Source organism: Streptomyces sp. NBC_00670 (assembly GCF_036226765.1).
Lineage (GTDB): Bacteria > Actinomycetota > Actinomycetes > Streptomycetales > Streptomycetaceae > Streptomyces.
In genome coordinates this window covers 4,043,436-4,068,155 of sequence record NZ_CP109017.1, presented here as the reverse complement: position 1 = coordinate 4,068,155, position 24,720 = coordinate 4,043,436, and the positions used below count along the sequence as shown (strand labels likewise).

The window sequence follows — 24,720 nt, the reverse complement described above, 5'->3', positions numbered from 1 at the left end:
CGGGGTGCTGCCCCTTCACCCCTCCCGCCGGTAGCCCCCGAGTCCGTCGATCATCAGACCGAGGGTGAAGTCGAAGCGGTCGGGAACCGTGCCGGCGGTGAGTTCGGCGGCGTGCCGCCGGGTGTGCGGAAAGGTGTCGGGCAGTGCGGCGAACCGGCGCAGCAGTTCGTCGCGGCCGACCACCCAGTGGTCGTCGCCGCTGCTCAGCCGCCTGTTCACCAGGGAGACCTCGTAGCTGTACGCGTTGACGTAGAGCACGAGGGCGTCGAGGGCCCAGGCGGCGGTCTGCGGTTCGACGCCTCCGGCGAGCAGCAGGGCGAGCATGCCCTCGCTGACGCGGAGGGTGTCGAGGTTGGAGGGGGCGGCGGCGAAGGCGGCCCGGGAGATGCCCGGGTAGCGCAGATACTGGTCGCGCAGCTGGGTGCAGACGCCGATGAGCTGCCGCCGCCAGTCGGCGGGGTCGGGTTCGGGGAGCTCGATCCCGGCGCACAGCCTGCCGATGAGCAGCTCGTCCAGGTCCTCCTTGTTGACCACGTGGGCGTAGAGCGAGGACGGCCCCGTCTCCAGCGCGGTGGCCACGCGCCGCATCGTCAGGGCCTCGTAGCCCTCCCGCTCCACGATGCCGAACGCGGTGTCGATGATGGCGTCGACCGTGATCGGCTTCTTGCGCCCGCCGGACGGTCCCCGGCGGGCCCCGGGCGCGTCCCGGCCGGCGCCGAGCTGATGCCGCGCCGCGCGCCGTTCCTGCGGAGTCGGTGACATGGGCGCAGTCTAGCGAACCCACGAACAGTGTTCTACGCCACAAGGAACGTCGCTCGCCTTGCTACGAACACTGTTCCTCTGTAGAACAATGTTCGTGTCCACTCCTCAACTCTCCTCCCCCGCACCCCCGGCCCCCTCCGACGCCCGCCCGTCGCGCACCGCGTGGCTGGTCCTGGTCGTCGTGGTCCTGGCCGACCTCATGGATCTGATCGACTCGAGCATCGCCAACCTCGCCGGCCCGTCCATCCACGCCGACCTCGGCGGCGGCCAGGTGACCGTGCAGTGGGTGCTCAGCGCCTACACCGCCACGTTCGCCCTCGGTCTGGTCACCTCCGGACGGCTCGGGGACCTGCTCGGCCGCCGGCGGCTGTTCCTGCTCGGCATGACCGGCTTCACGCTGGCCTCACTGGCCTGCGGCCTCGCCCCGGACGCGGTCTTCCTGATCGTCGCCCGGGCGTTGCAGGGCCTGTTCGGGTCGGTCATGATCCCGCAGGGCCTGGCCCTGGTGAAGGTGGTGTTCCCGCCGCGGCACCTGCGCAAGGCGCTGACCCCGGTCGGCCCGCTGATGGGCCTGACGATGGTGGGCGGCCCCCTCCTGGCCGGCTGGCTGCTCCATCTGGACCTGTTCGGCAGCCAGTGGCGCTCCCTCTTCCTGATCAACGTGCCGTTCGGCCTCGCCGCCGCCCTGCTCGGCCACCGCGTCATGCCACGGCACGGCGGCGAGGACCCGGACGCCCGCCTCGACCTCACCGGCATCGGCCTGCTCACCGCGGCCTCGGCCCTGCTCGTCGTCCCGCTCATCCAGGGCCGGGAGCTGGGCTGGCCTGCCTGGACCTACGTCATGATGGCCGCCGGGGCCCTGCTGTTCGCACTGTTCGCCGTCTCGCAGCGACGCAGCAGGCACCCGGTCGTCGCACCGACGCTGCTGCGCAGACGCAGCTTCGTCGTCGGCCTGCTGATCGTCGCCGGGTTCTACGCCTCACTCAGCGCGTTCGTGCTGGTCGTCAACCTGCTGCTGCAACAGGGCATGCACTGGACGCCGCTGCGTACCGGCCTCACGCTGCTTCCCTGGGCCCTCGGCACGGCCGTCGCGGTCCTGCTCGCGGGCGCCGTGCTCGCCGAGCGGCTGGGCCGGGCCACGCTGCACCTGGGGCTCGCCCTGGCCGTCGTAGGACTGCTGGCCCTGTGGTGGTCCGTGGCCCACTGGGACACCGGCATCACCGTCTGGAACCTGACCCCCGCACTGCTGCTCACCGGCTTCGGTTCCGGACTGGTGTTCGTCCCGCTCACCGACTTCATCATCGGCGACGCCACCCCCGAGGAGGTCGGCACCGGAGCGGGCCTCCTCAACGCCGTCCAGCAATTCGCCGGCGCCCTCGGCGTCGCCGCCCTGGGCACGCTCTTCTACACCCACGCCGGACGCCTGACTCCCCACTCCACCCTCACCGCAGCGGAACGGGTGTTCGCCATCACGGCAGCCCTGAACCTACTGACACTGCCCTTGGTAAACCTCCTGCCGAGGCACCCCCAGAACGCCCACGCCTGACCGCGCACACAAAGATGCCCAGGTCGACATCTTTCGACCTGGGCATCGAACGAGCCGCCTTCGGGATTCGAACCCGAGACCTACGCATTACGAGTGCGTTGCTCTGGCCATCTGAGCTAAGGCGGCGAGTCGGCTGTGTGCACCATGGTGCGATCAGCGACGACGGTAAGTCTACACAGTTTCCGGGGGTGGTCCGAACCGCCCCCGGGCGGCGGCCCGGGGGCGGGTTCGGCGGTCAGGTGCAGCGTTTGCCGTCCGTCGGCGGGGTGCCGTGGAGCAGGTAGGTGTTGATCGCCGTGTCGATGCAGCGGCTGCCGCGGCCGTACGCCGTGTGGCCGTCGCCCTCGTAGGTGAGGAGGCGGCCGGAGGAGAGCTGGGCGGCGAGGGACTTGGCCCAGCGGTACGGGGTGGCCGGGTCGCGGGTGGTGCCGACGACCACGATCGGCGCCGCGCCCTTCGCCTCGATCCGGTGCGGCTTGCCCGTCGGTTCCACGGGCCAGTACGCGCAGGTCAGCGAGGCCCAGGCGAGGCTCGGTCCGAACACCGGGGAGGCCTTTTCGAACGCCGGGAGCGCCTTGTCCACCTCGTCCGGGGTCCGGACGGCGGGCGGCAGGTCGAGGCAGTTCACGGCGGCGTTGGCGTACATCAGGTTGGTGTAGTGGCCGTCGGCGTCACGTTCGTAGTAGCTGTCCGAGAGGGCGAGGAGCGCGGCACCGTCCTTGTCCTTCATCGCGGAGGTGAGCGCCCGGCGCAGCTGGGGCCAGGCCGCCTCGTCGTACATGGCCGCGATCACGCCCGTGGTGGCCAGGGACTCGCCCAGCGTGCGGCCGTCCGCGTCGCCCGTCTTCAGGGGCTTCGCGTCCAGGTGACGGAAGAACGCCTCCAGGTGGTCACCGGCCTGCGCGGGGGTGGTGCCCGCGGTGCCGAGGGGGCAGCCGGAGCGCCGTACACAGTCCTTGGCGAAGGACTGGAACGCCGTCTCAAACCCCGCGGTCTGGTCCTCGTTCAGCTCGCGTGCGGACAGCGACGGATCCATCGCGCCGTCCAGGACGAGGCGTCCGGCGCGGTCGGGGAAGAGGCCCGCGTACGTGGCGCCGAGGAACGTGCCGTACGAGGCGCCCACATAGTTGAGCTTCTTGTCGCCCAGTGCCGCCCGGACGATGTCCATGTCGCGCGCCGCCTCGACCGTGGAGACGTGGCGCAGCAGCTTCGGGTCGTGCTTGCCGCAGCCCGCCGCGAACCTCTTGTACGCGTCGACGAGCTTCGTGGTCTCCGCGTGATCGTCCGGAGTGGCGTCCGTCTGCGTGTACGCGTCCATCTGACGGTCGGTGAGGCACTCGACCGGCTCGCTGCGGGCCACGCCGCGCGGGTCGACGGCCGCCATGTCGTACCGGGCGCGGACATCGGCCGGGTAGCCGATGCCCGCGAACTGCTGGAGGTAGCCGATCGCCGAGCCGCCGGGGCCGCCCGGGTTGACCAGCAGCGAGCCGAGGCGCTTGCCCGGACCGGTCGCCTTCTTCCGGGCCACCGCGAGCCGGACGTCGCCGGCTGAGGGCTTGTCGTAGTCCAGCGGCGCCTTGACCGTGGCGCACTGGAAGCCGGGGACGCCGCACGCGCGCCACGCCGGTTTCTGGCTGTAGTACGGGGTCAGCGCGGGGGGCGTGGACCGGGGCAGCGCGGCCAGGGCGGCCGGTGCCGCCTGCGCCGGGGAGGGTGCGGCGGGCGTCGCCGAGTGCCCCGAGGAGCACGCGGCGGAGAGCAGCAGGGCGAGCGCGGCGGCCAGCGGGGTGCCACGGGTGAGGAACCGGCGGGAGGGGCGGGGGCCGCCGGGCGAGGGGATACGGGGTGCGGGAGGGCGCCTGAGGTCCATCCTGCGAGCGTAACGCTGCGCTGTCGCCCGCTCACCGAATGTCGCGCACGCTCCCCTTTCGGGTGAGGACGTCAACCCGCACGTCGGCCTGCCGGTGCCGGCCCGGGCGCGACGCCGTCCTCCGCCGTCGGTGTCGGCCCGCCCGCAACGCCGTCGCCGGCCTGCCGGTGTCAGCCCGCGCGCAGCGCCATCGTCATCGCCTCCACCGCCAGCAGTGGTGCCACATTGCGGTCGAGGGCCTCGCGGCAGGCGGCGATCGCCTCGATGCGGCGCAGCGTGGCCTCCGGGGTGCTGCCGCGGGCCAGCCGCTCCAGCGCGTCCTCGGCGTCCGTGTTGGCGAGGGCCAGCCGGGAGCCGAGCTGGAGCGCGAGGACGTCGCGGTAGAAACCGGTGAGGTCCAGCAGGGCGACGTCCAGGCTGTCGCGCTGGACGCGTCTTCTGCGGCGCTTCTGGTCCTCCTCCAGCTCCTTCATCACGCCCGCGGTGCCGCGCGGCAGCCGACCGCCCTGGGCCGCGCCGAGCGCCGCCTTCAGCTCCTCGGTCTCCTTGGCTTCCCGCTCCTCGGCGAGCTGTTTGGAGTCCTCTGCGGCCGCGTCGACCAGTTCCTGCGCCGCCTTGAGGCAGCCGCCGACGTCGTCCAAGCGGAGCGGCAGCCTGAGCACGGTCGCGCGGCGGGCGCGGGCCCGCTCGTCGGTGGCGAGGCGGCGGGCGTGGTCGACATGGCCCTGGGTGGCGCGGGCGGCGGCGACCGCGACCTCCGGCTCGATGCCGTCCCGCCGGATCAGCAGGTCCGCGACGGCGTCCACCGGGGGTGTGCGCAGGTTCACGTGGCGGCAGCGGGAGCGGATGGTGGGCAGGACGTCCTCGACGGAGGGGGCGCACAGGAGCCAGACCGTGCGGGGGGCGGGCTCCTCGACGGCCTTCAGGACCGCGTTCGCCGACTGCTCGTTCAGACGTTCGGCGTCCTCGACCAGGATCACCTGCCAGCGGCCGTTCGCCGGCGAGGTGAACGACTTGCGGACGGTGTCGCGCATGTCGGCGGCGCGAATCTGGGCGCCGACGGCGGCGACCGTGCTGACGTCGGCGTGCGTGCCGATCAGGGCGGTGTGGCAGCCGTCGCAGAAGCCGCAGCCGGGGGTGCCGCCCAGGGCACGGTCGGGGCTGACGCACTGGAGGGCGGCCGCGAAGGCGCGGGCCGCCTGGGTGCGGCCGGCGCCGGGCGGGCCCGTGAACAGCCAGGCGTGCGTCATGCTCGACGCGTCGGGGAGCGGGGCGTTGGTCGCCGCGGCGGTGACGAAGGCGTCGGCGTCGCGGGCGGCGGCGGCGAGCTGGGCGCTCAGCCGGTCCTGGCCGACGAGGTCGTCCCATACGGGCATGGGCCGCCGCCTTTCGGTTCGTGCGGGGTCTGTCGGTTCCCATTGTGGGGGTGGGCACTGACAGTGGGGGTGCGGGTGGGGGCTTCGCTTCCACCGCCCCTACCCGACTGCGGATGCGTCGTGGCTGGTCGCGCAGTTCCCCGCGCCCCTGAGGGGCGCTGCTGCTGGTCGCGGCCCGCGGCGGAGCCGCAGAACGGCACAGCCCCGCGCCCCTCGAGGGCGCGGGTGGGAACCGTACCGTCGAGCAGAAACCCTTACGACCTGCCCCTTCCGCCGTTCTCCTCCTCGTCCCTCGGACCCAGGAGTTCGTCGGCCAGGGTGGGGAGGTCGTCCAGCGGGGTTTCCTCGGCCCAGTCGGGGCGGCGGCGGGTGCGGCGGCCCCGGCGCGGGGGTGCGTCCTCGGCGGGGATCTGCGGGAGTTCGCGGGTGCGGTCCTCGCGGCCGTCGGGGCGCGGTTCCCCGCGCTCCTCACCCTCCTCGCGCCCGTCACGTTCGTCGCGGAAGTACCCCGGCGGGACCCGGCCCGCCGGGTCCCCGCCCCGGTCGTCCCCGGCGTCGCCGTCGTCCCGTACCGGCGGCAGTACCGCCGTCTCGTCCGCCGCGCCCGGGGTCACCGCCGGGAGCACCGTCGTCTCGTCGTCCGCCGGTGCCTCCGGGCCCGTCGGACGGGGGAGCTGCGTGGTCGTCTCGGCGTCGGGGCCGTCCGGGGTCACCGGGGGCAGGACCGCCGTCTCGTCGACGGGGCCGCCCGTGGCGTTGGTCGGGATGACCACCGGCGTCGGCACGGTCTCCGCCGCGGCCGCCGGGCCCGCCGCGGCGCGCTCCTCCTCCGCGGCCCGGGCGTTGCGCGCCGCGGTCTCGGCCGCGGCGGCCGCTGCCGCCGCCTCCGCCGCCCGGCGGGCCTCCTCCGCCCGCAGCAGCGCGGCCTCGGCCTTGCGCTGCTTCTCCAGGCGCCGTTCCTCGGCCTCGGCGCGCAGCCGCGCCTCCTCCTCGGCCTGCCGGCGCAGCCGCTCCTGCTCCGCCTTGCGGCGGGCCTCCTCCTCGGCGCGCGCCTTCTCCTCCGCCAGCAGCCGGGCCTGCTCCTCCTCGGCCCTGCGGCGCGCCTCCTCCGCCCGCTGCCGGGCCTCCTCGGCCTGCCGCTCGGCCTCGCGCCGCTGGGCCTCCTCCAGCTCGCGCCGCTTGCGCTCCTCCTCCTCGGCGCGGAGCCTGGCGAGTTCCTCCTGGCGCTCGCGCTCCTTGCGCTCCTCCTCGGCCTTGCGCCGCGCCTCTTCCTCCGCCTTGCGCCGGGCCTCCTCCTCGGCCTTGCGGCGCGCCTCCTCCTGGGCCTTCACCTCGGCCTCGGAGAGCGGCAGCATCCGGTCGAGCCGGTGCCGTACGGCCGTCGTGACCGCCTCCGGCTCCTGGCCGCCGTCGACGACCAGGTAGCGCCCGGGGTCGGCGGCGGCGAGCGTGAGGAAACCGGCCCGCACGCGCGCGTGGAACTCGGCGGGCTCGGACTCCAGCCGGTCGGGCGCCTCGGTGAACCGCTCGCGGGCGGCCTGCGGATCGACGTCGAGCAGCACCGTCAGGTGCGGTACGAGGCCGTTGGTCGCCCAGCGCGAGATGCGGGCGATCTCCGTCGGGGACAGGTCGCGGCCCGCGCCCTGGTAGGCGACGGAGGAGTCGATGTACCGGTCGGAGATGACGACCGCGCCGCGTTCCAGGGCGGGCCGTACGACGGTGTCCACGTGCTCCGCGCGGTCCGCCGCGTAGAGCAGGGCCTCCGCACGGTGCGAGAGTCCGGCGCTGGAGACGTCCAGCAGGATCGAGCGCAGCCGCTTGCCGACCGGGGTCGCGCCCGGCTCGTGGGTGAGGACCACCTCGTGGCCCTTGGCGCGGATCCACTCGGCGAGCGCCTCCGCCTGCGTCGACTTCCCGGCGCCGTCGCCGCCCTCCAGGACGAGGAAGAAACCGTTCGTCGCGGGGGCCTGCACGGGGTCGTCCCCGCCGCGCAGCGCGTCCCGCAGGTCGAGCCGCAGGGGGACACCGGAGCGGTCGTCGACCTTGGCGAGCACCAGGGCGGCGACCGGCAGCAGCAGCGCGCCCACCAGCATCAGGGTGAACGCGGCGCCGCCGTGCGCGAAGACGAATTTGCCGTTGACCAGCCGGTGCGGTCCGATGCCGGCCGCCACCACCGGGCCGAGCAGGGCGCCGAGTGCGACGAACACCCGTACGACCGCGTGCAGGTGTTCGGTCGTACGGGCCCGGCGCTGGTCCTCGGTCTCCTGGTCGAGCAGGGTGTGCCCGGTGTTCGCGGCGACGCCGGCGCCGGTGCCGGCCAGGGCGACGAGCAGCAGCACGGTGGTGTCGTCCGGGACGAGCCCGGCGGCCAGCAGCGCCAGCCCCGTGAAGGCGATCGCCAGCGCGAGGAGCCGGCGCCGGGACAGCGCGGGCAGCAGCCCGGGCGCCGTACGGATGCCGACGACCACGCCGCCGGTGACGGCGAGCACCAGCAGCCCGTACAGCACGGGGCCGCCGCCGAGGTCCCTGGCGTGCAGCACGCTCACGGCGACGGCGGCCGCCACGGCGCCCGCGACCGAGGCGCAGGCCAGCACGAGCAGCGGTAGCACACCGGTGCGGCCCTTGTCGGGCACGACGCTCTTGTCGGAGCCGCCACCCGCCCTCGGGCGGCGCAGCCCCTCCAGCGGCGACCGCGCGCGCGGGGTGCGGGTGCCGGGCAGTTCCAGGGCGGTCAGCACGGAGAGCGCGGCGGCGAACAGGCCCGCGGTGACGTACGACGCCAGCGCCGCCTGGTGCTGGGCGAACCACTCGATCCCGGCGCCCAGCAGGTTGTTGACCAGCCCGGCGAGGACCAGCGTGGCCGCCGCCACCGGCACCGACACGAAGCCCGTGCGCAGCGACAGCCGGCGCAGCGCGTCCATGTGGTCGGGCAGCGGGCGCACCGAGGCGCCCTCCGGCGGGGGCGGCGGCAGCAGGGCGGGCGCCGCGCTCTCCTTGCACACCGTCCACAGCCGCTCGGCGACGCCGCCGACGAAGGCGGTCACCAGGAGCAGCGGCAGCGCGTTGTCGGGGGTCCAGTCGATCCACAGCGGGGCGACGATCATCAGCGCGGCCCGCAGTCCGTCCGCGCCGACCATGGTCCAGCGGCGGTCGAGCGGGCCGTCCGGCGCGGTGAGCGTGGCCAGCGGGCCGAGCAGTACGGCGCCGAAGAGGAGCGTCGCCAGGATCCGCGCGCCCAGGACGCACGCGACGGCGAACGCCACCCCGCGGTAGCCGCCGCCGAGGGAGCCCTGGAGGACCGCGGCCTGGAGGGCGAGGACGACCAGGACGAGCAGGCCCAGGGCGTCCCCGACTCCGTCCACGAGTTGTGCGCTCCACAGCCGCCTCAGCTGCGGCCTGCGCAGCAGCGCCCGTACGGCGCGCTCGCGGGAGTCGGCGACCAGGGCGTCGTCCGGGGCCTCGGGGGCCGTGGTGGGGGCCGTTGGCTGCTCGGCTCGCGTCATGCGTTCAGACTATCGGCAGCCACCGACACCCCGAAGCAACCACCCGAACGTACGCACGGCCTTCGCATTTACATACATCCACATATGCCGAACACCTCGCCGAATACAAGGTTCTGACGAGGCGTCAGGCACATGGGGCGCCGCGTCGAGACGCACCGGCCCGGGCGTGGCGCCGGGGCCGGGAGTGGCCAGGACGTGACGTCGGGGCCAAGCCGTGACGCCGACACCGGAGCCGCCGGGCACGGCCAAACCGTGCCACCCGGGCCGGACACGGCCAGGACGTGACGCCCGACCCCTGCCGCCCTACTCCGCCGGTACCGCCCTACTCCGCCGGTGCCGCCCTACTCCGCCGGTGCCGTCTTCTTCGTGGCCGCCTTCTTGGCCGCCGCCGTCGCCGTCGTCGTCTTCTTCGCCGCGGTCTTCTTCGCCGTCGTCGTCTTCTTGGCGGCCGTCTTCTTCGTGGTGGCCGCCTTCTTGGCGGGCGCCTTCTTCGCCGCCTTCTTGGCGGTCTTCTTGGCCGGCGCCTTCGCCCGCTTCTCCGCCAGCAGCTCGAACCCGCGTTCGGGGGTGATCTCCTCGACGCTGTCGCCGGAGCGCAGCGTCGCGTTGGTCTCCCCGTCGGTGACGTACGGCCCGAAGCGGCCGTCCTTGACCACCACCGGCTTCTCGCTGACCGGGTCGGTGCCCAGCTCCTTCAGCGGCGGCTTGGCCGCGGCCCGGCCACGCTGCTTGGGCTGGGCGTAGATCGCCAGCGCCTCCTCCAGCGTGATCGTGAAGAGCTGCTCCTCGGCCTGAAGGGAGCGCGAGTCGGTGCCCTTCTTCAGGTACGGCCCGTAGCGGCCGTTCTGTGCGGTGATCTCCTGGCCCTCGGCGTCGGTGCCGACGACCCGGGGCAGCGACATCAGCTTCAGGGCGTCGTCCAGCGTGACGGTGTCCAGGGACATCGACTTGAACAGCGAGGCCGTGCGCGGCTTGACGGCGTTCTTGCCGGTCTTCGGGGTGCCCTCGGGGAGCACCTCCGTGACGTACGGGCCGTAGCGGCCGGCCTTGGCCACGATCGGCCGGCCCGTCGACGGGTCGGTGCCCAGCTCGAAGTCGCCGCTCGGCTTGGCGAGCAGCTCCTCCGCGTACGCCACGCTCAGCTCGTCGGGCGCGAGGTCGTCGGGGACGTCGGCGTGCTGGTACCCCTCGGACTCCTTCTCGCCGCGCTCGACGTACGGCCCGTAGCGGCCGACCCGCAGCACGATGCCGTCGCCGATGGGGAACGACGACACCTCGCGCGCGTCGATCGCGCCCAGGTCGGTCACGAGTTCCTTCAGGCCGCCGAGGTGGTCACCGTCGCCGTTGCCCGCCTCCGCGGCGCTGCCGGCGCCGGTGCCGTCCTCGCTCTCACCGAAGTAGAACCGCCGCAGCCACGGCACGGCCCGCGCCTCACCGCGCGCGATGCGGTCGAGGTCGTCCTCCATGCGGGCGGTGAAGTCGTAGTCGACGAGCCGCCCGAAGTGCTTCTCCAGGAGGTTGACGACGGCGAAGGACAAGAAGGACGGCACCAGGGCCGTGCCCTTCTTGAAGACGTAGCCGCGGTCGAGGATGGTCCCGATGATCGACGCGTACGTCGACGGGCGGCCGATCTCGCGCTCTTCCAGCTCCTTGACCAGGCTCGCCTCGGTGTAGCGGGCCGGGGGCTTGGTGGCGTGCCCGTCGACCGAGATCTCCTCGGCGCCCAGCGCGTCGCCCTCGGCCACCTGCGGCAGCCGGCGCTCGCGGTCGTCGAGCTCGGCGTTCGGGTCGTCGGCGCCCTCGACGTACGCCTTGAGGAAGCCGTGGAACGTGATCGTCTTCCCGGAGGCGGTGAACTCGGCGTCCCGGCCGTCGGCGGCCGTGCCGCCGATCCGCACGGTGACGCTGTTGCCGGTCGCGTCCTTCATCTGGGAGGCGACGGTCCGCTTCCAGATCAGCTCGTAGAGCCGGAACTGGTCGCCGCTCAGGCCCGTCTCGGCGGGCGTGCGGAAGCGGTCGCCCGAGGGGCGGATCGCCTCGTGCGCCTCCTGGGCGTTCTTGACCTTGCCGGCGTACGTACGGGGGCGCTCCGGGAGGTAGTCGGCCCCGTAGAGCTGGGTGACCTGGGCGCGGGCGGCGGACACGGCGGTGTCCGACAGCGTCGTGGAGTCCGTACGCATGTACGTGATGTAGCCGTTCTCGTACAGCTTCTGCGCGATCTGCATCGTGGCCTTCGCGCCGAAGCCGAGCTTGCGGCTCGCCTCCTGCTGCAGCGTCGTCGTACGGAACGGGGCGTACGGCGAGCGGCGGTAGGGCTTGGACTCGACGGAGCGGACGGCGAAGCGCGTCTGCTCCAGGGCGGCGGCCAGGGCGCGGGCGTTCGCCTCGTCCAGGTGCAGGACCTGCGCGCTCTTGAGTTGTCCCAGGGAGTCGAAGTCGCGGCCCTGCGCGACCCGGCGTCCGTCGACGCTCGCCAGGCGGGCGACGAGCGAGGACGGGTCCGACGGGTCACCGGCACGGCCGGTCGTAAAGGTGCCCGTCAGGTCCCAGTACTCGGCAGAACGAAAAGCGATCCGCTCGCGTTCCCGCTCCACGACGAGCCGGGTGGCGACGGACTGGACGCGGCCCGCCGACAGCCGCGGCATGACCTTCTTCCACAGCACGGGCGAGACCTCGTAACCGTACAGACGGTCGAGGATGCGGCGGGTCTCCTGGGCATCGACCAGCTTCTGGTTGAGCTCGCGCGGGCTGCGCACGGCCTGCTGGATCGCGTCCTTGGTGATCTCGTGGAAGACCATCCGGTGGACCGGGATCTTCGGCTTCAGCACTTCCTGGAGGTGCCACGCGATGGCCTCGCCCTCGCGGTCCTCATCGGTGGCGAGGAAGAGTTCGTCGGACTCGCGCAGCAGCTCCTTGAGCTTCTTGACCTGCTGCTTCTTGTCCGAGTTGACCACGTAGACGGGCTGGAAGTCGTGTTCGACGTCCACGCCGAGGCGGCGCACCTCGCCGGTGTACTTCTCCGGCACCTCCGCGGCACCGTTGGGAAGGTCGCGGATGTGCCCGACGCTCGCCTCGACGATGTAGCCGGGGCCCAGGTAGCCCTTGATCGTCTTCGCCTTGGCAGGCGACTCGACGATGACGAGTCGGCGGCCGCCCTGTGCGGTCTCGCTGGTCGGGGACAACTTCGCTCTTCTCTCCGGTCGGCGCAGTGGGTCTCCATCTCCCGGGCCTGTGCCCAGGGGGTGGGTCGTCATGGTGACGCTGCGGAGTGTGACGGTACATCCCGCCCCCGTGTCAAACGGGGAAAGCCCGCAACGGCCACTCGAACGGTAACCCGACTCGTGCTATTCCTGCCGCCCGGAGTGGGTGACGGCCCCGCGCGGCCGGAGCGGAGCGGCCTCCCCCACTTGTCCGGGGCCCCCGGTCCGGAGCCTTCCGGCGCCGGTGCGAGGGGGTCTGCCCGCGGGGCGCGTGGTGATGCGTACGGTGGCGTAGGCGGTGGTACGTACGGCGGCGTACGCGGTGCGGTGTGCGACGGGGGGCGCGGCCGTGGGGGCACGCCTCGCCGTGGGGGCGTGCGCCGGTCCGCTCACAGGCGCGTGAAGCAGTAGGCCGCCGCCACGAGCGCGGCGGCCGAGGCGAGGGCCGCTACGGTCGCGGATGCGACGGGACTCACACCGTCGGCGACCGGTTCGCGGTGCCGCCACCGGACGGCGGTCCAGGTCAGCAGCGCGCCGCCGAACAGGGCGAACACCGTCCCCGCGAAGATCGCCGGTCCGCTCTCCATGCCCCGCTCCCCTCCCGTCCCGGCTCCCGCGTCCGGGGCGTGTCCGCCGGGCCGCCCGGCCCCGGCGAGGGGAGGCTGACACGCGGGGAAGACGGCGGACCGGCGGCCGGGCGAACCCGGGGTGAACGGGGGCGGACGCGAGTGGGTGGATGCCGTGGCCGGCAACAACAGGTGAGCCGGGAGCCCTGGAGCCGCCGCAGGCGGGCGGGGGCCCCGGCGGCCGACCCGTCAGCCCGCCGGTTCGAGGAAACCCTGTTCCACCAGGAGCCGGATCTGCGCGGGCGTGCGGTCACGCAGGGCGACCGGGTCCTCGCCGACGAGCTGGGCGATGGCGTCCAGAATGCGCCCCGCGCTCAGCGAGCCGTCGCACACCCCGGCGAAGCCCGCACCGACCGTGTCCACCGTGGTGGCCCGGCGCATGCCGCGGTACTGGCGCAGCACCACGTGCTCCGGGTCCTCCGCGCCGGGCAACCCGACCTGCTCCTGGACGACCTCGGAGGCCAGCCGGAAGTGCCCGGCGAGCAGCGCCGCGTCGTCGTGCGCCCGGAGGAAGTCGATCCGGTCGAAATGTGCCCGAACGACGTCACCGAGCGGCTGTTCGACGGAATGCGGCCACTCCTCGACGGTCACCGAGGGTTCCGTGGCGTCCGTCCGGCGCAGGGTGATCCAGCCGAAGCCGACGGCCTTCACCTTGCGCGCCTCGAACGCGTCCAGCCACGCGTCGTAGCGCGCCTGGTACCGGGCCGTGTCGTCGCGGTGGTCGCCCGCGTCCCGCAGCCACAGTTCGGCGTACTGGGTGACGTCCTGCACCTCGCGCTGCACGATCCACGCGTCGCAGCCGCGCGGCACCCATGAGCGCAGCCGCTCCTGCCAGTCCTCTCCCTCCACGTGCTGCCAGTTGGCCAGGAACTGGGCGAACCCGCCCGGGTTCAGCCGGTCCCCCGCCTGCTGAACGAGCGAGCGGCACAGATCGTCCCCGGCCATGCCGCCGTCGCGGTAGGTGAGCCGGGCGTCGGGCGAGATCACGAACGGCGGGTTCGACACGATCAGGTCGTACGTCTCCCCCTCCGCGACCGGCGCGAACAGGGAGCCCTCGCGCAGATCGGCGGCGGGCGCCCCGGAGAGGGCGAGGGTGAGCGCGGTGATGTGCAGCGCACGCGGGTTGACGTCGGTCGCGGTCACCCGCGTGGCGTGCCGGGAGGCGTGCAGCGCCTGGATTCCGGAGCCGGTGCCGAGGTCGAGGGCGGAGTCCACGGGCGTACGGACGGTGAGCCCGGCCAGCGTCGTCGAGGCGCCGCCGACGCCGAGCACCACGGACTCCTGGCGGCTGCCGATGCCACCCGCGCCGCCGACCGCGCAGCCCAGGTCGGAGACGATGAACCAGTCCTCGCCGTCGGCCCCGCCGTACGGCCGTACGTCGACGGTGGCGGCGACCTCGCCGTCCGCCCGGGTCAGCCAGCCGGCCTCCAGACAGGCGTCGGCGGGCAGGATGCCCGCCACGCGCGCGTGCGGCACGGGCTGCTGGAGCAGGAACAGGCGTACGAGCGCCTCCAGCGAGGTGTCGCCCCGGGTGGCCCGCAGCGCCGGGACCACCTCGCTGCGGGCGAGAGCCGCGTAGGCCGGGGCGCCGAGCAGTTCGAGCAGCCCGTCGGCGGTGAAGGAGGCCGCGAGCAGCGCGTCCCGCAGCGCGGCGGCGACGTCGGGGCGGTCGGCGGAGGGCAGGGGGGCCAGGGAGGCCGGGCTGGAGGTGCTCACGCCCCCATTGTGGCCCGCACGCCCGCCCCCGCGCCCTTCACCGACGGCACGTCAGTCCGTGCCCGCGGCAGCACGAGTGCTACGCCGCCGAGGCCGTCGCCGTGGCCGACGCGGACTTGCAGCTCTCCTGCTTGGCCATCGCCTTGCCGACGTCGCCCTCCTCGAGGTCCTTCAGGGCGTCGCTGCCGCTCTTGCTGAGCTTCTCCAGCTGGGTCGCCACGTCCTTGAGGCCGTCGGCGAACTTGGCCTGGTCCTTGGTGTCGAGATCCTCGGTCTGCTTCTTGAGGTCGGCGTAGGCGGAGGAGAGGTTGTTGAGCTCCTTGACCGCGTTGGTCTTCTTGGTGTCGCCCTTGTCGACGTTGGGCGGCGCGCCCGCCTTCTGCACGGCCTGCGCCATCGCCTTGTAGGCGTCGGAGATGTCCTGGAAGGCCTGGGAGTCCGTCTTCTGGACGTCGGCCGGCGTGCTGTTGTCCGACGTCTCCTTCTGGATCGCGGTGTTGGCGGCCTCGATCTTCTTGGCCTGCGGCTGGACGCCGTCGCACACCTTCTCGGCCCAGGCGTCCAGTTCCTTGCTGCTGTCGTCGCCGGCGCTGCAGCCCGTGAGCGCCACTACCAGTACCGCACCGCCGGACAGTGCGGCAGCGAGCTTCTTGTTCACCGGATTGGTCCCTTCCATGGCTTCCGGCCCCGGAACATACACGCCGGACGGAATGCGACCGGACGCCGGACCGCCGTTATGTACCCCGGTGAAGCCATTTGCACCAAGGCGCCCGCGCGGAGCGAGAGAAGGCTCACGAACCGGCGTGCGCACTCGTGCGGCAAACGGGCGGCGCCCCGGCGTGCGCCGTGCACGACGGGCGGACGGCGCGTCAGCACGCGCCGCCCGCCCGTCCGTTGGGGCCGCCACTCACGGCCGCTCGTGCGCCCCGCCTACGACACCACCGCGGGGCCCGCCGTTTCGCTCACCCGTTCGGCGCCCTCGTCCTCGTCCCCGACCGCGATGCCGCGCCGTTTGGAGACGTAGACCGCGACGACGATCACCAGCAGCGAGAGCAGCGCGATGACCACCCGTACGCCGATGTTCTTGTCGTCGCCGTAGGAGAACTTGATGACCGCGGGCGCGATGAGCAGCGCCACCAGGTTCATCACCTTCAGCAGCGGGTTGATGGCCGGGCCCGCGGTGTCCTTGAACGGGTCGCCGACGGTGTCGCCGATGACCGTCGCGGCGTGCGCCTCGCTGCCCTTGCCGCCGTGGTGGCCGTCCTCGACGAGCTTCTTGGCGTTGTCCCAGGCGCCGCCGGAGTTGGCGAGGAAGACGGCCATCAGCGTGCCGGTGCCGATCGCGCCCGCCAGGTACGCGCCCAGCGCGCCGACGCCGAGCGTGAATCCGATGAAGATGGGCGCCATCACGGCGAGCAGACCGGGTGTGGCGAGTTCCCGCAGGGCGTCCTTGGTGCAGATGTCGACGACCTTGCCGTACTCCGGCGTCTCCGTGTGGTTCATGATCCCGGGCTTCTCCCGGAACTGCCGCCGCACCTCGTACACCACGGCGCCCGCCGACCGCGAGACCGCGTTGATCGCCAGCCCCGAGAAGAGGAAGACGACCGCCGCGCCCGCGACGAGCCCGACGAGGTTGTTGGGCTGCGAGATGTCCATCATCAGACTCATCGGCGCGCCCGCCCCGGAGAGCTTCTCGCCGACGTCCTGCGCGCCCGTGGTGATCGCGTCGCGGTACGACCCGAACAGCGCGGAGGCGGCGAGGACGGCGGTGGCGATGGCGATGCCCTTGGTGATGGCCTTGGTGGTGTTGCCGACCGCGTCCAGGTTGGTGAGCACCTGCGCACCAGCGCCCTCGACGTCCCCGGACATCTCGGCGATGCCCTGCGCGTTGTCGGAGACCGGGCCGAAGGTGTCCATGGCGACGATGACGCCGACCGTGGTGAGCAGTCCGGTGCCGGCCAGCGCCACCGCGAACAGCGCCAGCATGATCGAGGTGCCGCCGAGCAGGAACGCCCCGTAGACGCCGAGTGCGATCAGCAGACCGGTGTAGACGGCCGACTCCAGGCCGACGGAGATGCCGGCGAGGACGACGGTGGCCGGGCCGGTCAGCGAGGTCTTGCCGATGTCCCGCACGGGGCGCCGGGTGGTCTCGGTGAAGTAGCCGGTCAGCTGCTGGATGAGGGCCGCGAGCACGATGCCGATGGCCACGGCGACGAGCGCGAGGATGCGCGGGTCGCCGTCTCTGCCCGCGATCGCGGCCTCGCCGACGCCGTCGAGGTCGGCGTACGTCGCCGGCAGATAGGCGTAGACGGCCGCCGCCACCAGCGCCAGTGAGATGACCGCGGAGATGAAGAAGCCGCGGTTGATGGCGCTCATGCCGCTGCGGTCGGCGCGGCGCGGCGCCACCGCGAAGATGCCGATCATGGCGGTGAGGACGCCGATCGCGGGCACGATCAGCGGGAAGGCGAGCCCGGCGTCGCCGAAGGCGGCCTTGCCGAGGATCAGCGCGGCCACCAGCGTGACGGCGTACGACTCGAACAGGTCGGCCGCCATGCCCGCGCAGTCGCCGACGTTGTCGCCCACGTTGTCGGCGATGGTCGCGGCGTTGCGGGGGTCGTCCTCCGGGATGCCCTGTTCGACCTTGCCGACCAGGTCGGCGCCGACGTCGGCGGCCTTGGTGAAGATGCCGCCGCCGACTCGCATGAACATGGCGATCAGCGCGGCGCCGAGGCCGAAGCCCTCCAGGACCTTCGGCGCGTCGGCGGCGTAGACGAGCACCACGCAGGAGGCGCCCAGCAGTCCGAGCCCCACCGTGAACATGCCGACGACGCCGCCCGTGCGGAAAGCGATCTTCATGGCTTTGTGCGAGACGGAGGTGAGGTCCTTTTCCGGCTCTCCGGCCGCCGGTGTCGCCTCGCGCGCCGCCGCGGCGACCCGCACATTGCTCCGTACGGCAAGCCACATGCCGATATAGCCGGTGGCCGCCGAGAACGCCGCGCCGATCAGGAAGAACACCGATCGTCCGGCGCGCTGATTCCAGTCGTCCGCGGGGAGCAGCATGAGCAGGAAGAACACGATCACGGCGAATACGCCGAGCGTGCGCAGTTGGCGGGCCAGATAGGCGTTGGCGCCCTCCTGGACCGCCGCCGCGATCCTCTTCATGCTGTCGGTGCCCTCGCCGGCCCGGAGCACCTGGCGGACCAGGACTCCGGCGACCACGAGCGCCGCGAGCGCGACGATCCCGATGATGATGACGATCAGACGATTGTCGTCGGTCAGCACCGCACCGGCGAGGTTGATGGGGTGGTCGAACTGCTGAGGGGTAGAAAGCCCCGCCATTCGTCCTCCTTGACGCTTGGGCTGAGCTCAAGATGTGGACGGATTGTAGGTAGCGGAACCTGATCTCAACAGTGTGCGGTAAACGGAATCGGTCTTGGTCCGCTCATGTTCGTCCATCGGAATGAGATCAAGGACCACCCCGGTGAACTCGAAAGCAGTAACGCCCCAAAACCATTGACCGGATATTTCACCGGATTGCCGCGTGATCGAATGATCGGGCCGGCGGAGGGGCGAGTGACCGGGAAATTGATCGTGAATTCTTTCACTCTCCCGGCGGAGCTGCGGAAACACCGCCGGAACGCACGAGGAGGGCCCCGCCGGAGCGGGGCCCTCCTCGGAAGGCGGTGAGCGTTCCCGGGGGCAGGGCCCGGGTCAGGCCCCAAGCCAGGGCCCTGGGTCAGGGAAGCAGCGCGGACGCGGTGGGCGGCGGCGTGGTGGGCCAGGTCATCCTGATCCGCCCGCCGTGCTCCCCCGCGGTCACCTCCACGTCGTCGACGAGCCCGCTGATGACGGCGAGACCCATGTCGTCCTCCTCGCCGTCGGAGTCGGGGTCGTCCGCGCCGGACGTGCCCGGGATGCGCTCCACGGGCGCCGTGCTGCGCGGGGCCTCGTCGCCGACCTCGATGGAGAACTGCTTCTCCTCCTCGACCAGCACCACATGCACCGGCGCCTGCACGCCACTGCTCTGGTGCAGCCCGACGGCCCGCGAGCAGGCCTCGCCGACGGCGAGCCGGACCTCGTCGAGGACGGCCTCGTCCACTCCGGCCCTGCGCGCCACCGCCGCCGCCACCAGCCTGGCGGTCCTGACGTGTTCGGGCAGCGCGCTGAAGCGGAGCTCAACGGTGGCCATGCATCCCCCTCGGAACTGGGCGTGCTCTCGGGGGGCCGGGCCACCGCGGCCCCGGCCCTCCGCTTCGGTCCGCCGGCCGGGCCCGGGGCCCGGCGACGGGGTCAGTCGGTGGCCGCCACCGCTTCGTCGACCGAGGTGTGAATCGGGAACACCTTGGTGAGACCGGTGATACGGAAGATCTTCAGAATGCGCTCCTGGTTGCACACGAGGCGCAGCGAGCCCTCGTGGGCGCGCACCCGCTTCAGGCCACCGACCAGCACGCCGAGCCCGGTGGAGTCGAGGAAGTCCACGCCCTCCATGTCGACGACGAGGTGGAAACTCCCGTCGTTCACCAGCTCGACCAGCTGCTCGCGCAGCTTGGGCGCGGTGTATACGTCGATTTCGCCACCGACCTCGACGACCGTACGATCGCCGACGGTACGGGTCGACAGGGACAGGTCCACGGATCCTCCAGCACCTTGCTATCGAGCGTTCGTCCTTCGGGTCATCTCGGCATGAGAGCCCTGGGACGGTTCGCCAGCCGCGATGGCATTCAATCACTTACCGGCAGGCGTGCACGACGCCTTGGCTCCATTGTCCGTCACGCCGGTGACACACTCGGTGCCGATGGCCAAGAATCACCGATCCGAACGACCCCCGGCGGGCACCGCGGGGCGGACCCCTCCGGGCACGGTCCTGGACCGGCTCGCCGGCGGGCCGAGCCGGGCTGCGCGCGTCACTCATACGGAGCACTTGCCCCCGCGGGCGGGCCGCCATGCCGTCTGGCCTGACCGGATTCGTGCGGAGGTGCTCGCCGCCGTACGCGACTGCGGTATCGAACACCCCTGGGCCCACCAGGCACTGGCCGCCGAACACGCGCTGGACGGCGACTCGGTCGTGGTCGCCACCGGCACCGCCTCCGGCAAGTCGCTGGCCTATCTCGTGCCCGTGCTCTCCCGTCTCCTGGACGGCTCGGAGGCACCCAACGGCCGGGGCGCCACGGCGCTCTATCTGGCCCCCACGAAGGCCCTCGCGGCCGACCAGTGCCGGTCGGTGAAGGAACTCGCCGAGCCCTTGGGCACGGCGGTCCGGCCCGCCGTGTACGACGGCGACACCGCGCCCGAAGAACGCGAATGGGTACGCCAGTACGCCAACTACGTCCTCACCAATCCCGACATGCTGCACCGCGGGATCCTGCCCTCGCACCCCCGCTGGTCCTCCTTCCTGCGCGCCCTGAAGTACGTGGTCATCGACGAGTGCCACACCTACCGGGGCGTCTTCGGCTCGCACGTCGCCCAGGTGCTGCGGCGGCTGCGCCGGCTGTGCGCCCGCTACGGCTCGTCTCCCGTCTTCCTCCTCGCCTCCGCCACCGCCGCCGACCCCGCCGTGGCAGCGGGCCGGCTGACCGGGCTGCCGGTGGTGGAGGTCGCGGACGACGCCTCCCCGCGCGGTGAACTGGTGTTCGCCCTCTGGGAGCCCCCGCTCACCGAACTGCACGGCGAGAAGGGCGCCCCCGTCCGCCGCACCGCCACCGCCGAGACGGCCGACCTGCTGACCGACCTCGTCGTGCAGGGCGTGCGCTCGGTCGCCTTCGTACGGTCCCGGCGCGGCGCTGAGCTGATCTCGCTGATCGCCCAGGAACGACTGGCCGAGAGCGAACGCCCGCTCGCCCGGCGTGTCGCCGCCTACCGCGGCGGCTACCTCCCCGAGGAGCGCCGCGCCCTGGAACGCGCCCTGCACTCCGGCGAACTCCTCGGCCTCGCCGCCACCACCGCCCTCGAACTCGGCATCGACGTCTCGGGCCTGGACGCCGTCCTGATCGCCGGCTACCCGGGCACCCGCGCCTCGCTGTGGCAGCAGGCCGGCCGGGCGGGCCGCGCAGGACAGGGCGCCCTCGCGGTGCTGGTCGCCCGCGACGACCCGCTGGACACCTTCCTCGTCCACCACCCCGAGGCCCTGTTCGACCAGCCCGTCGAGTCCACCGTCCTCGACCCCGACAACCCCTACGTCCTCGCCCCGCACCTGTGCGCCGCCGCCGCGGAACTGCCCCTGACCGAGGACGACCTGACGCTCTTCGGTCCCGCCTGCGCGGAGCTGATGCCCCAGCTGGAAGCCGCCGGTCTGCTGCGGCGCCGGACCAGGGCCTGGCACTGGACACGCCGGGAGCGCGCCGCCGACCTCGCCGACATCCGCGGCCAGGGCGGACGGCCGGTGCAGGTCGTGGAGGAGGGCACCGGGCGGCTGCTCGGCACGGTCGACGCGGGCGCCGCGCACACCACCGTGCACGAGGGCGCGGTCCACCTCCACCAGGGCCGCACCTACCTGGTGCGCTCGCTCGACCTGGAGGACTCCGTCGCCCTGGTCGAGCAGGCCGAGCCGCCGTACACCACCGTCGCCCGCGACACCACGGCGGTCTCCGTGCTGGAGACGGACGTCGAGGTTCCCTGGGGCGAGGGCCGGCTCTGCTACGGCTCCGTCGAGGTCACCAACCAGGTCGTCTCCTATCTGCGCCGCCGTGTCCTCACCGGCGAGGTACTGGGCGAGACCAAGCTCGACCTCCCTCCGCGTACGCTGCGCACCCGCGCGGTGTGGTGGACGGTCACCGAGGACCAGCTCGACGCGGCCCGGATCAACCCGGAGATCCTCGGCGGCGCCCTGCACGCCGCCGAGCACGCGTCCATCGGTCTGCTCCCGCTCTTCGCCACGTGCGACCGCTGGGACATCGGCGGGGTCTCCCTCCCCCTCCACCCCGACACCCTGCTGCCGACGGTCTTCGTGTACGACGGCCACCCGGGCGGCGCCGGGTTCGCCGAGCGCGCCTTCCACACCGCCCGGGAGTGGCTCACCGCCACCCGCGAGGCCATCGCCTCCTGCGAGTGCGAGGCCGGCTGCCCGTCCTGCATCCAGTCCCCCAAGTGCGGCAACGGCAACGAGCCGCTGCACAAGCGGGGCGCCGTACGACTGCTCACGGTGCTGCTGCGGGAGGCGCCGGAGGGAGGCCCGGCCGAGGAGTCCGCGGAGGGCGTGGCCGAGGGGGCCGGCGGGGCGGTGTCCTCGGCCGGGTAGGCGCCGGGCGGGCCCGCCCGGGCCCGTACCCGGACCGCGAACGGCGCCCGGCCCGAGGCCGCCGTCACGTCGGAGATCTCGCCCTCGACCACGCACCGCACCAGCCGCGCGCCCTGTGCCCGCGCCACCCGCTCGGCCGTGTCGCAGGCCGGCCCGCCGCCCGCCGCCCAGCGGTCGGCCGCCGCCAGTGCGGCGAGGTCCGCGGCGGCCGCCGCCCGGTGCCGGACCACCACCGCGTGGCCCGCCAGCAGCAGCGCACCGAACACGGCACAGATCCCGGCGAGCGCGAAGACCACCCAGATGCTCGCGAAGCCACCATCGCCGCGGGCAGCGCGCGGGACGCGCATGGCCCGTGCACCACGCTCGCCTGCCTCTCCTCCCTCCGCTCTCATGCGCCCACTCCCACCGTCTCCTCCGCCAGTGCCACGGCCGTGCTCCGCAGCTCCAGCGGCAGCACGTCGGGCCCCGGCGGATGCGCCACCACCGTCACCCGGACGAGGTCGCCCTCCCGGCCCACCGTGACCGCCGCCCCGTCGGGGGCCGCCCGGCGGGCCATCGCCTCGACCGCGTCGGGCGGGTCCTGCCGGGCCGCCGCCCTGGCCCCGGCCCGCGCCGCGTCCACGCACTGGATCTGCGCGGAGGCGGCGAGCAGCGCCCACATCAGCGCCATGACGAAGAGCACCAGTGCGGGCAGCACCACGGCCGCCTCCGCCGTCACGAAGCCCCGGTCGCCCGGACGGTTCGCGACCACCCTCCGTGTGGCGCCCCCGCCGTCCCGTTCACTGGCGGGCCGTCCCCGTTCACATGCGGACACTGAGCGCCCGCTTCACGATGTCCTGCAACTCCCCGGCCACCTGGCCGCTGGTGAGCACCTTGTACAGCACCGCCGCGAGCCCCACTGCCGCGATGATGCCGACGGCGTATTCGGAAGTGACCATTCCGCCGTCCCTGCGGAGCACCGCCCGCGCCCTGTGCGTCAGCACCCGCATCCGCGCCCGTGCGCGTGTCCGTACTCGTACCGCCCTGCTCGTCCTGCTCATCTCGACCCCCGTGTCGTCGTCATGCGTCGTTCTTGTCGGTTGTCCGTGGTGCGTGTCGGTTGTCCGTGGTGCGTGTCTGTTGTCCGTAATGCGCTCGTCCGTCGATGTCCGTGCGCGCGTCCGTCGCGCCGCCTTCTCGTCAGCCGCCACCCCCGCTCAGCAGCCCGCCGGCCAGGCCGATCACCACGGGCAGGACGCCGACCATGAGGAACGCGGGCAGGAAGAACAGCCCCACCGGCAGGGTGATCAGGACGCCCGCCCGCCGTGCCCGGGCCGTCGCGGCGCGGCCCCGCTCCGCACGGGCCTCCGCCGCGAGGCGGGCCACGGGTACGGCGGCCGGGGCGCCGGAGTCACCGGCCCGCTCCAGCAGCCGGGCCAGCGGTCCGGCGCCCGGCAGCTCCGCGAGCCCCCGCCAGGCGGCGGCCGGTTCACCACCGAGCCGTACCTCGGCCGCCCCGGTGGCCAGCCGCTCCCCGACCGGCCCCGCGAGCGCCTCGCCCACCGCCCGGGCCGCGGTCACCGGGGTGGCACCGGCCGCGATGCAGGCGGCCAGCAGATCCGCCGCGAGCGGCAGTTGACGGGCGGCCAGGACGGCGTCGTACGCCGTGTCCCCGGCCCGGGCGCCGCTCCCGGTGCCGCCGCGCCGCAGGCGCCACCATCGCAGGGCGGCCCCCACGAGCAGCCCCGCCAACAGGCCGCCGACGCCCCCGATCAGGGCCCACGTGCCGGCTGCCGCCCCGGCCAGGGGCAGCCACCGCCGTGCCGCGTCCCGTAGCCGGGCCTCGTACCGCCGAGGAGCCGTCGTGGTGCGCGGCAACACCGCGCCCAGCCTCCGGCGCAGTCGGTGTGCGCGCCGCATCCGGATCAGGGCGCGGGCCGGCCACCACAGGGCCGCCGCCACCGCACACACTGTCCCCAGCCTGTGGACGATCCAGGGATCCGCCCGCGCCGCCAGGAGTACATCCATGAACTCCCCGCTCATGCCGCCTCCGCTCCCCGCACGATCCGCAGCGCCCACCACAGCCCCGCGCCCTCCAGCGCCGCGCCGACGAGCAGACACACCAGCCCCGGCCCGGTGTGCAGCACCACGTGCAGCGGGTCCGCACCCAGGGCGGTGCCCAGCAGCAGGCCGAGCACGGGGAGGCCGGCGAGCATCACCGCCGTCGACCGGGCACCCGCCAGCTGGGCCCGCAGATCGGCCCGCTGGTCGCGCTCCGCGCGCAGGGCGGCCTCGAGCCGGTCGAGCCCGGCGGCCAGACCCGCGCCCCGGTCGACGGCCACCCGCCAGCAGGCCGCGAGCCCGAGGAGCCCTTCCGCACCCGGCCCGCGTGCGGCTTCGGCGAGCGCACCGGGTACGTCGCCCCCGAACCGGGCCGCCGCGAGCACCGCTGCTCCGGCGCCGCCCAGGCCGCCCGAGTCCCGCGCCGCGTGCCGCAGAGCCTCGCCCGGCTGCCGTCCGGCGCGCACCTCTCCGGCGAGCGCCGCGCACAGCGCGATGACCGCCTCCCCCTGGCGCTCCCGGTCCCGTCCCGCCGCCCGGGCCAGGCTCACCCTCCGCAGTGCGGGGACCCCGAGCGCGCCGGCCACCAGCGGCAGTACCGACATTCCGAGCAGCGCGAGCACCGCACCCGCGACCACCGCCCACCACTCGGCCCCGAGCCGGCGCGCCCTCGCCAGCGCCCGCTGCCAGGGCGGCGGCCCAGCGCCCGCTCCCGCCGCTCCGTCCGCACCGGCGAGCAGCAGCCGCGCCCGTCCCGGCCCGCCGTTCCGGCCGCCGAGCAGCCAGGCGGCGGCCCCCGCGCAGGCCAGACCCGCACCCGTGCCCACCGCGCCGATCCCCGTCATCG

Annotated in this window: 17 protein-coding genes, 1 tRNA gene and 1 pseudogene; 2 read left to right on the top strand and 17 right to left on the bottom strand. The window is 73.5% G+C overall.

The window, feature by feature from the left end; all coding sequences use genetic code 11:
* Positions 1-15: 15 nt before the first annotated feature.
* Entirely contained in the window at positions 16-762 is a 747-nt protein-coding gene (locus tag OIE12_RS18045) for a TetR/AcrR family transcriptional regulator (protein WP_329136582.1), read from the bottom strand.
* Positions 763-850: 88 nt separating this feature from the next.
* On the opposite strand from OIE12_RS18045, the gene OIE12_RS18040 reads away from it, so the two are divergent.
* A complete protein-coding gene (locus tag OIE12_RS18040) occupies positions 851-2,308 on the top strand; it encodes an MFS transporter (protein ID WP_329136580.1) in 1,458 nt (485 codons plus the stop codon).
* Between the two features lie 52 nt (positions 2,309-2,360).
* Here the strand turns inward: OIE12_RS18040 and OIE12_RS18035 are convergent.
* The 11 genes from OIE12_RS18035 to bldG form a co-directional block, all read right to left on the bottom strand.
* Positions 2,361-2,434: transfer RNA gene (locus tag OIE12_RS18035), tRNA-Thr, on the bottom strand.
* Positions 2,435-2,543: 109 nt separating this feature from the next.
* On the bottom strand, positions 2,544-4,178 hold the full coding sequence (locus tag OIE12_RS18030) for an alpha/beta hydrolase (RefSeq protein WP_329136578.1): 1,635 nt from the start codon (positions 4,176-4,178) through the stop codon (positions 2,544-2,546).
* A gap of 170 nt (positions 4,179-4,348) precedes the next feature.
* The gene (locus OIE12_RS18025; protein WP_329136576.1) at positions 4,349-5,554 is read right to left on the bottom strand and encodes a DNA polymerase III subunit delta'; all 1,206 of its coding nucleotides are present in this window, start codon (positions 5,552-5,554) and stop codon (positions 4,349-4,351) included.
* 254 nt (positions 5,555-5,808) lie between these two features.
* Positions 5,809-9,057 carry a dTMP kinase gene (gene tmk, locus OIE12_RS18020; RefSeq protein ID WP_329136574.1) on the bottom strand — a complete coding sequence of 1,083 codons (3,249 nt, stop codon included), beginning with the start codon at positions 9,055-9,057 and terminating at the stop codon, positions 5,809-5,811.
* Between the two features lie 341 nt (positions 9,058-9,398).
* The gene (gene topA, locus OIE12_RS18015; protein ID WP_329136572.1) at positions 9,399-12,239 is read right to left on the bottom strand and encodes a type I DNA topoisomerase; all 2,841 of its coding nucleotides are present in this window, start codon (positions 12,237-12,239) and stop codon (positions 9,399-9,401) included.
* 407 nt (positions 12,240-12,646) lie between these two features.
* Positions 12,647-12,844, bottom strand: a complete 198-nt coding sequence (locus tag OIE12_RS18010; protein WP_030378630.1) for a hypothetical protein — start codon at positions 12,842-12,844, stop codon at positions 12,647-12,649.
* Between the two features lie 228 nt (positions 12,845-13,072).
* The gene (locus OIE12_RS18005; protein ID WP_329136570.1) at positions 13,073-14,599 is read right to left on the bottom strand and encodes a DUF7059 domain-containing protein; all 1,527 of its coding nucleotides are present in this window, start codon (positions 14,597-14,599) and stop codon (positions 13,073-13,075) included.
* A gap of 79 nt (positions 14,600-14,678) precedes the next feature.
* On the bottom strand, positions 14,679-15,275 hold the full coding sequence (locus tag OIE12_RS18000; RefSeq protein ID WP_329136568.1) for a small secreted protein: 597 nt from the start codon (positions 15,273-15,275) through the stop codon (positions 14,679-14,681).
* A 254-nt stretch (positions 15,276-15,529) separates the two neighbouring features.
* Complete coding sequence (locus OIE12_RS17995) at positions 15,530-17,938, bottom strand: sodium-translocating pyrophosphatase (protein WP_329136566.1); 2,409 nt, start codon at positions 17,936-17,938, stop codon at positions 15,530-15,532.
* A gap of 397 nt (positions 17,939-18,335) precedes the next feature.
* Positions 18,336-18,788, bottom strand: a complete 453-nt coding sequence (locus tag OIE12_RS17990; RefSeq protein WP_329136565.1) for an ATP-binding protein — start codon at positions 18,786-18,788, stop codon at positions 18,336-18,338.
* A gap of 101 nt (positions 18,789-18,889) precedes the next feature.
* Entirely contained in the window at positions 18,890-19,231 is a 342-nt protein-coding gene (bldG, locus tag OIE12_RS17985) for an anti-sigma factor antagonist BldG (protein WP_005475923.1), read from the bottom strand.
* Positions 19,232-19,313: 82 nt separating this feature from the next.
* On the opposite strand from bldG, the gene OIE12_RS17980 reads away from it, so the two are divergent.
* Positions 19,314-21,833 carry a DEAD/DEAH box helicase gene (locus tag OIE12_RS17980; protein ID WP_329136562.1) on the top strand — a complete coding sequence of 840 codons (2,520 nt, stop codon included), beginning with the start codon at positions 19,314-19,316 and terminating at the stop codon, positions 21,831-21,833.
* Between the two features lie 68 nt (positions 21,834-21,901).
* Here the strand turns inward: OIE12_RS17980 and OIE12_RS17975 are convergent.
* From OIE12_RS17975 to OIE12_RS17955, 5 genes and pseudogenes are all read right to left on the bottom strand, one after another.
* Positions 21,902-22,180 (bottom strand): annotated as a pseudogene (locus tag OIE12_RS17975) (Rv3654c family TadE-like protein); the annotation flags it as partial.
* Between the two features lie 41 nt (positions 22,181-22,221).
* The gene (locus tag OIE12_RS17970; RefSeq protein ID WP_329136560.1) at positions 22,222-22,584 is read right to left on the bottom strand and encodes a TadE family type IV pilus minor pilin; all 363 of its coding nucleotides are present in this window, start codon (positions 22,582-22,584) and stop codon (positions 22,222-22,224) included.
* Between the two features lie 49 nt (positions 22,585-22,633).
* Positions 22,634-22,771 (bottom strand): DUF4244 domain-containing protein, encoded by a 138-nt coding sequence (locus OIE12_RS33490; RefSeq protein WP_245766088.1) that lies wholly within the window; start codon positions 22,769-22,771, stop codon positions 22,634-22,636.
* Between the two features lie 241 nt (positions 22,772-23,012).
* Positions 23,013-23,855: a type II secretion system F family protein gene (locus tag OIE12_RS17960; RefSeq protein ID WP_329136556.1), complete on the bottom strand. Its 843-nt coding sequence runs from the start codon at positions 23,853-23,855 to the stop codon at positions 23,013-23,015.
* Positions 23,852-24,718 (bottom strand): type II secretion system F family protein, encoded by an 867-nt coding sequence (locus tag OIE12_RS17955; RefSeq protein ID WP_329136554.1) that lies wholly within the window; start codon positions 24,716-24,718, stop codon positions 23,852-23,854. The genes OIE12_RS17960 and OIE12_RS17955 overlap by 4 nt, the downstream gene beginning before the upstream one ends.
* Positions 24,719-24,720 lie beyond the last annotated feature (2 nt).

Coding starts and splice junctions, on each gene's coding strand:
- OIE12_RS18045 (WP_329136582.1), bottom strand. CDS start 762: ATGTCACCGACTCCGCAGGAACGGCGCGCGGCGCGGCATCAGCTCGGC.
- OIE12_RS18040 (WP_329136580.1), top strand. CDS start 851: ATGTTCGTGTCCACTCCTCAACTCTCCTCCCCCGCACCCCCGGCCCCC.
- OIE12_RS18030 (WP_329136578.1), bottom strand. CDS start 4,178: ATGGACCTCAGGCGCCCTCCCGCACCCCGTATCCCCTCGCCCGGCGGC.
- OIE12_RS18025 (WP_329136576.1), bottom strand. CDS start 5,554: ATGCCCGTATGGGACGACCTCGTCGGCCAGGACCGGCTGAGCGCCCAG.
- tmk (WP_329136574.1), bottom strand. CDS start 9,057: ATGACGCGAGCCGAGCAGCCAACGGCCCCCACCACGGCCCCCGAGGCC.
- OIE12_RS18010 (WP_030378630.1), bottom strand. CDS start 12,844: ATGGAGAGCGGACCGGCGATCTTCGCGGGGACGGTGTTCGCCCTGTTC.
- OIE12_RS18000 (WP_329136568.1), bottom strand. CDS start 15,275: ATGGAAGGGACCAATCCGGTGAACAAGAAGCTCGCTGCCGCACTGTCC.
- OIE12_RS17995 (WP_329136566.1), bottom strand. CDS start 17,938: ATGGCGGGGCTTTCTACCCCTCAGCAGTTCGACCACCCCATCAACCTC.
- OIE12_RS17990 (WP_329136565.1), bottom strand. CDS start 18,788: ATGGCCACCGTTGAGCTCCGCTTCAGCGCGCTGCCCGAACACGTCAGG.
- OIE12_RS17980 (WP_329136562.1), top strand. CDS start 19,314: ATGGCATTCAATCACTTACCGGCAGGCGTGCACGACGCCTTGGCTCCA.
- OIE12_RS33490 (WP_245766088.1), bottom strand. CDS start 22,771: ATGGTCACTTCCGAATACGCCGTCGGCATCATCGCGGCAGTGGGGCTC.
- OIE12_RS17960 (WP_329136556.1), bottom strand. CDS start 23,855: ATGAGCGGGGAGTTCATGGATGTACTCCTGGCGGCGCGGGCGGATCCC.
- OIE12_RS17955 (WP_329136554.1), bottom strand. CDS start 24,718: ATGACGGGGATCGGCGCGGTGGGCACGGGTGCGGGTCTGGCCTGCGCG.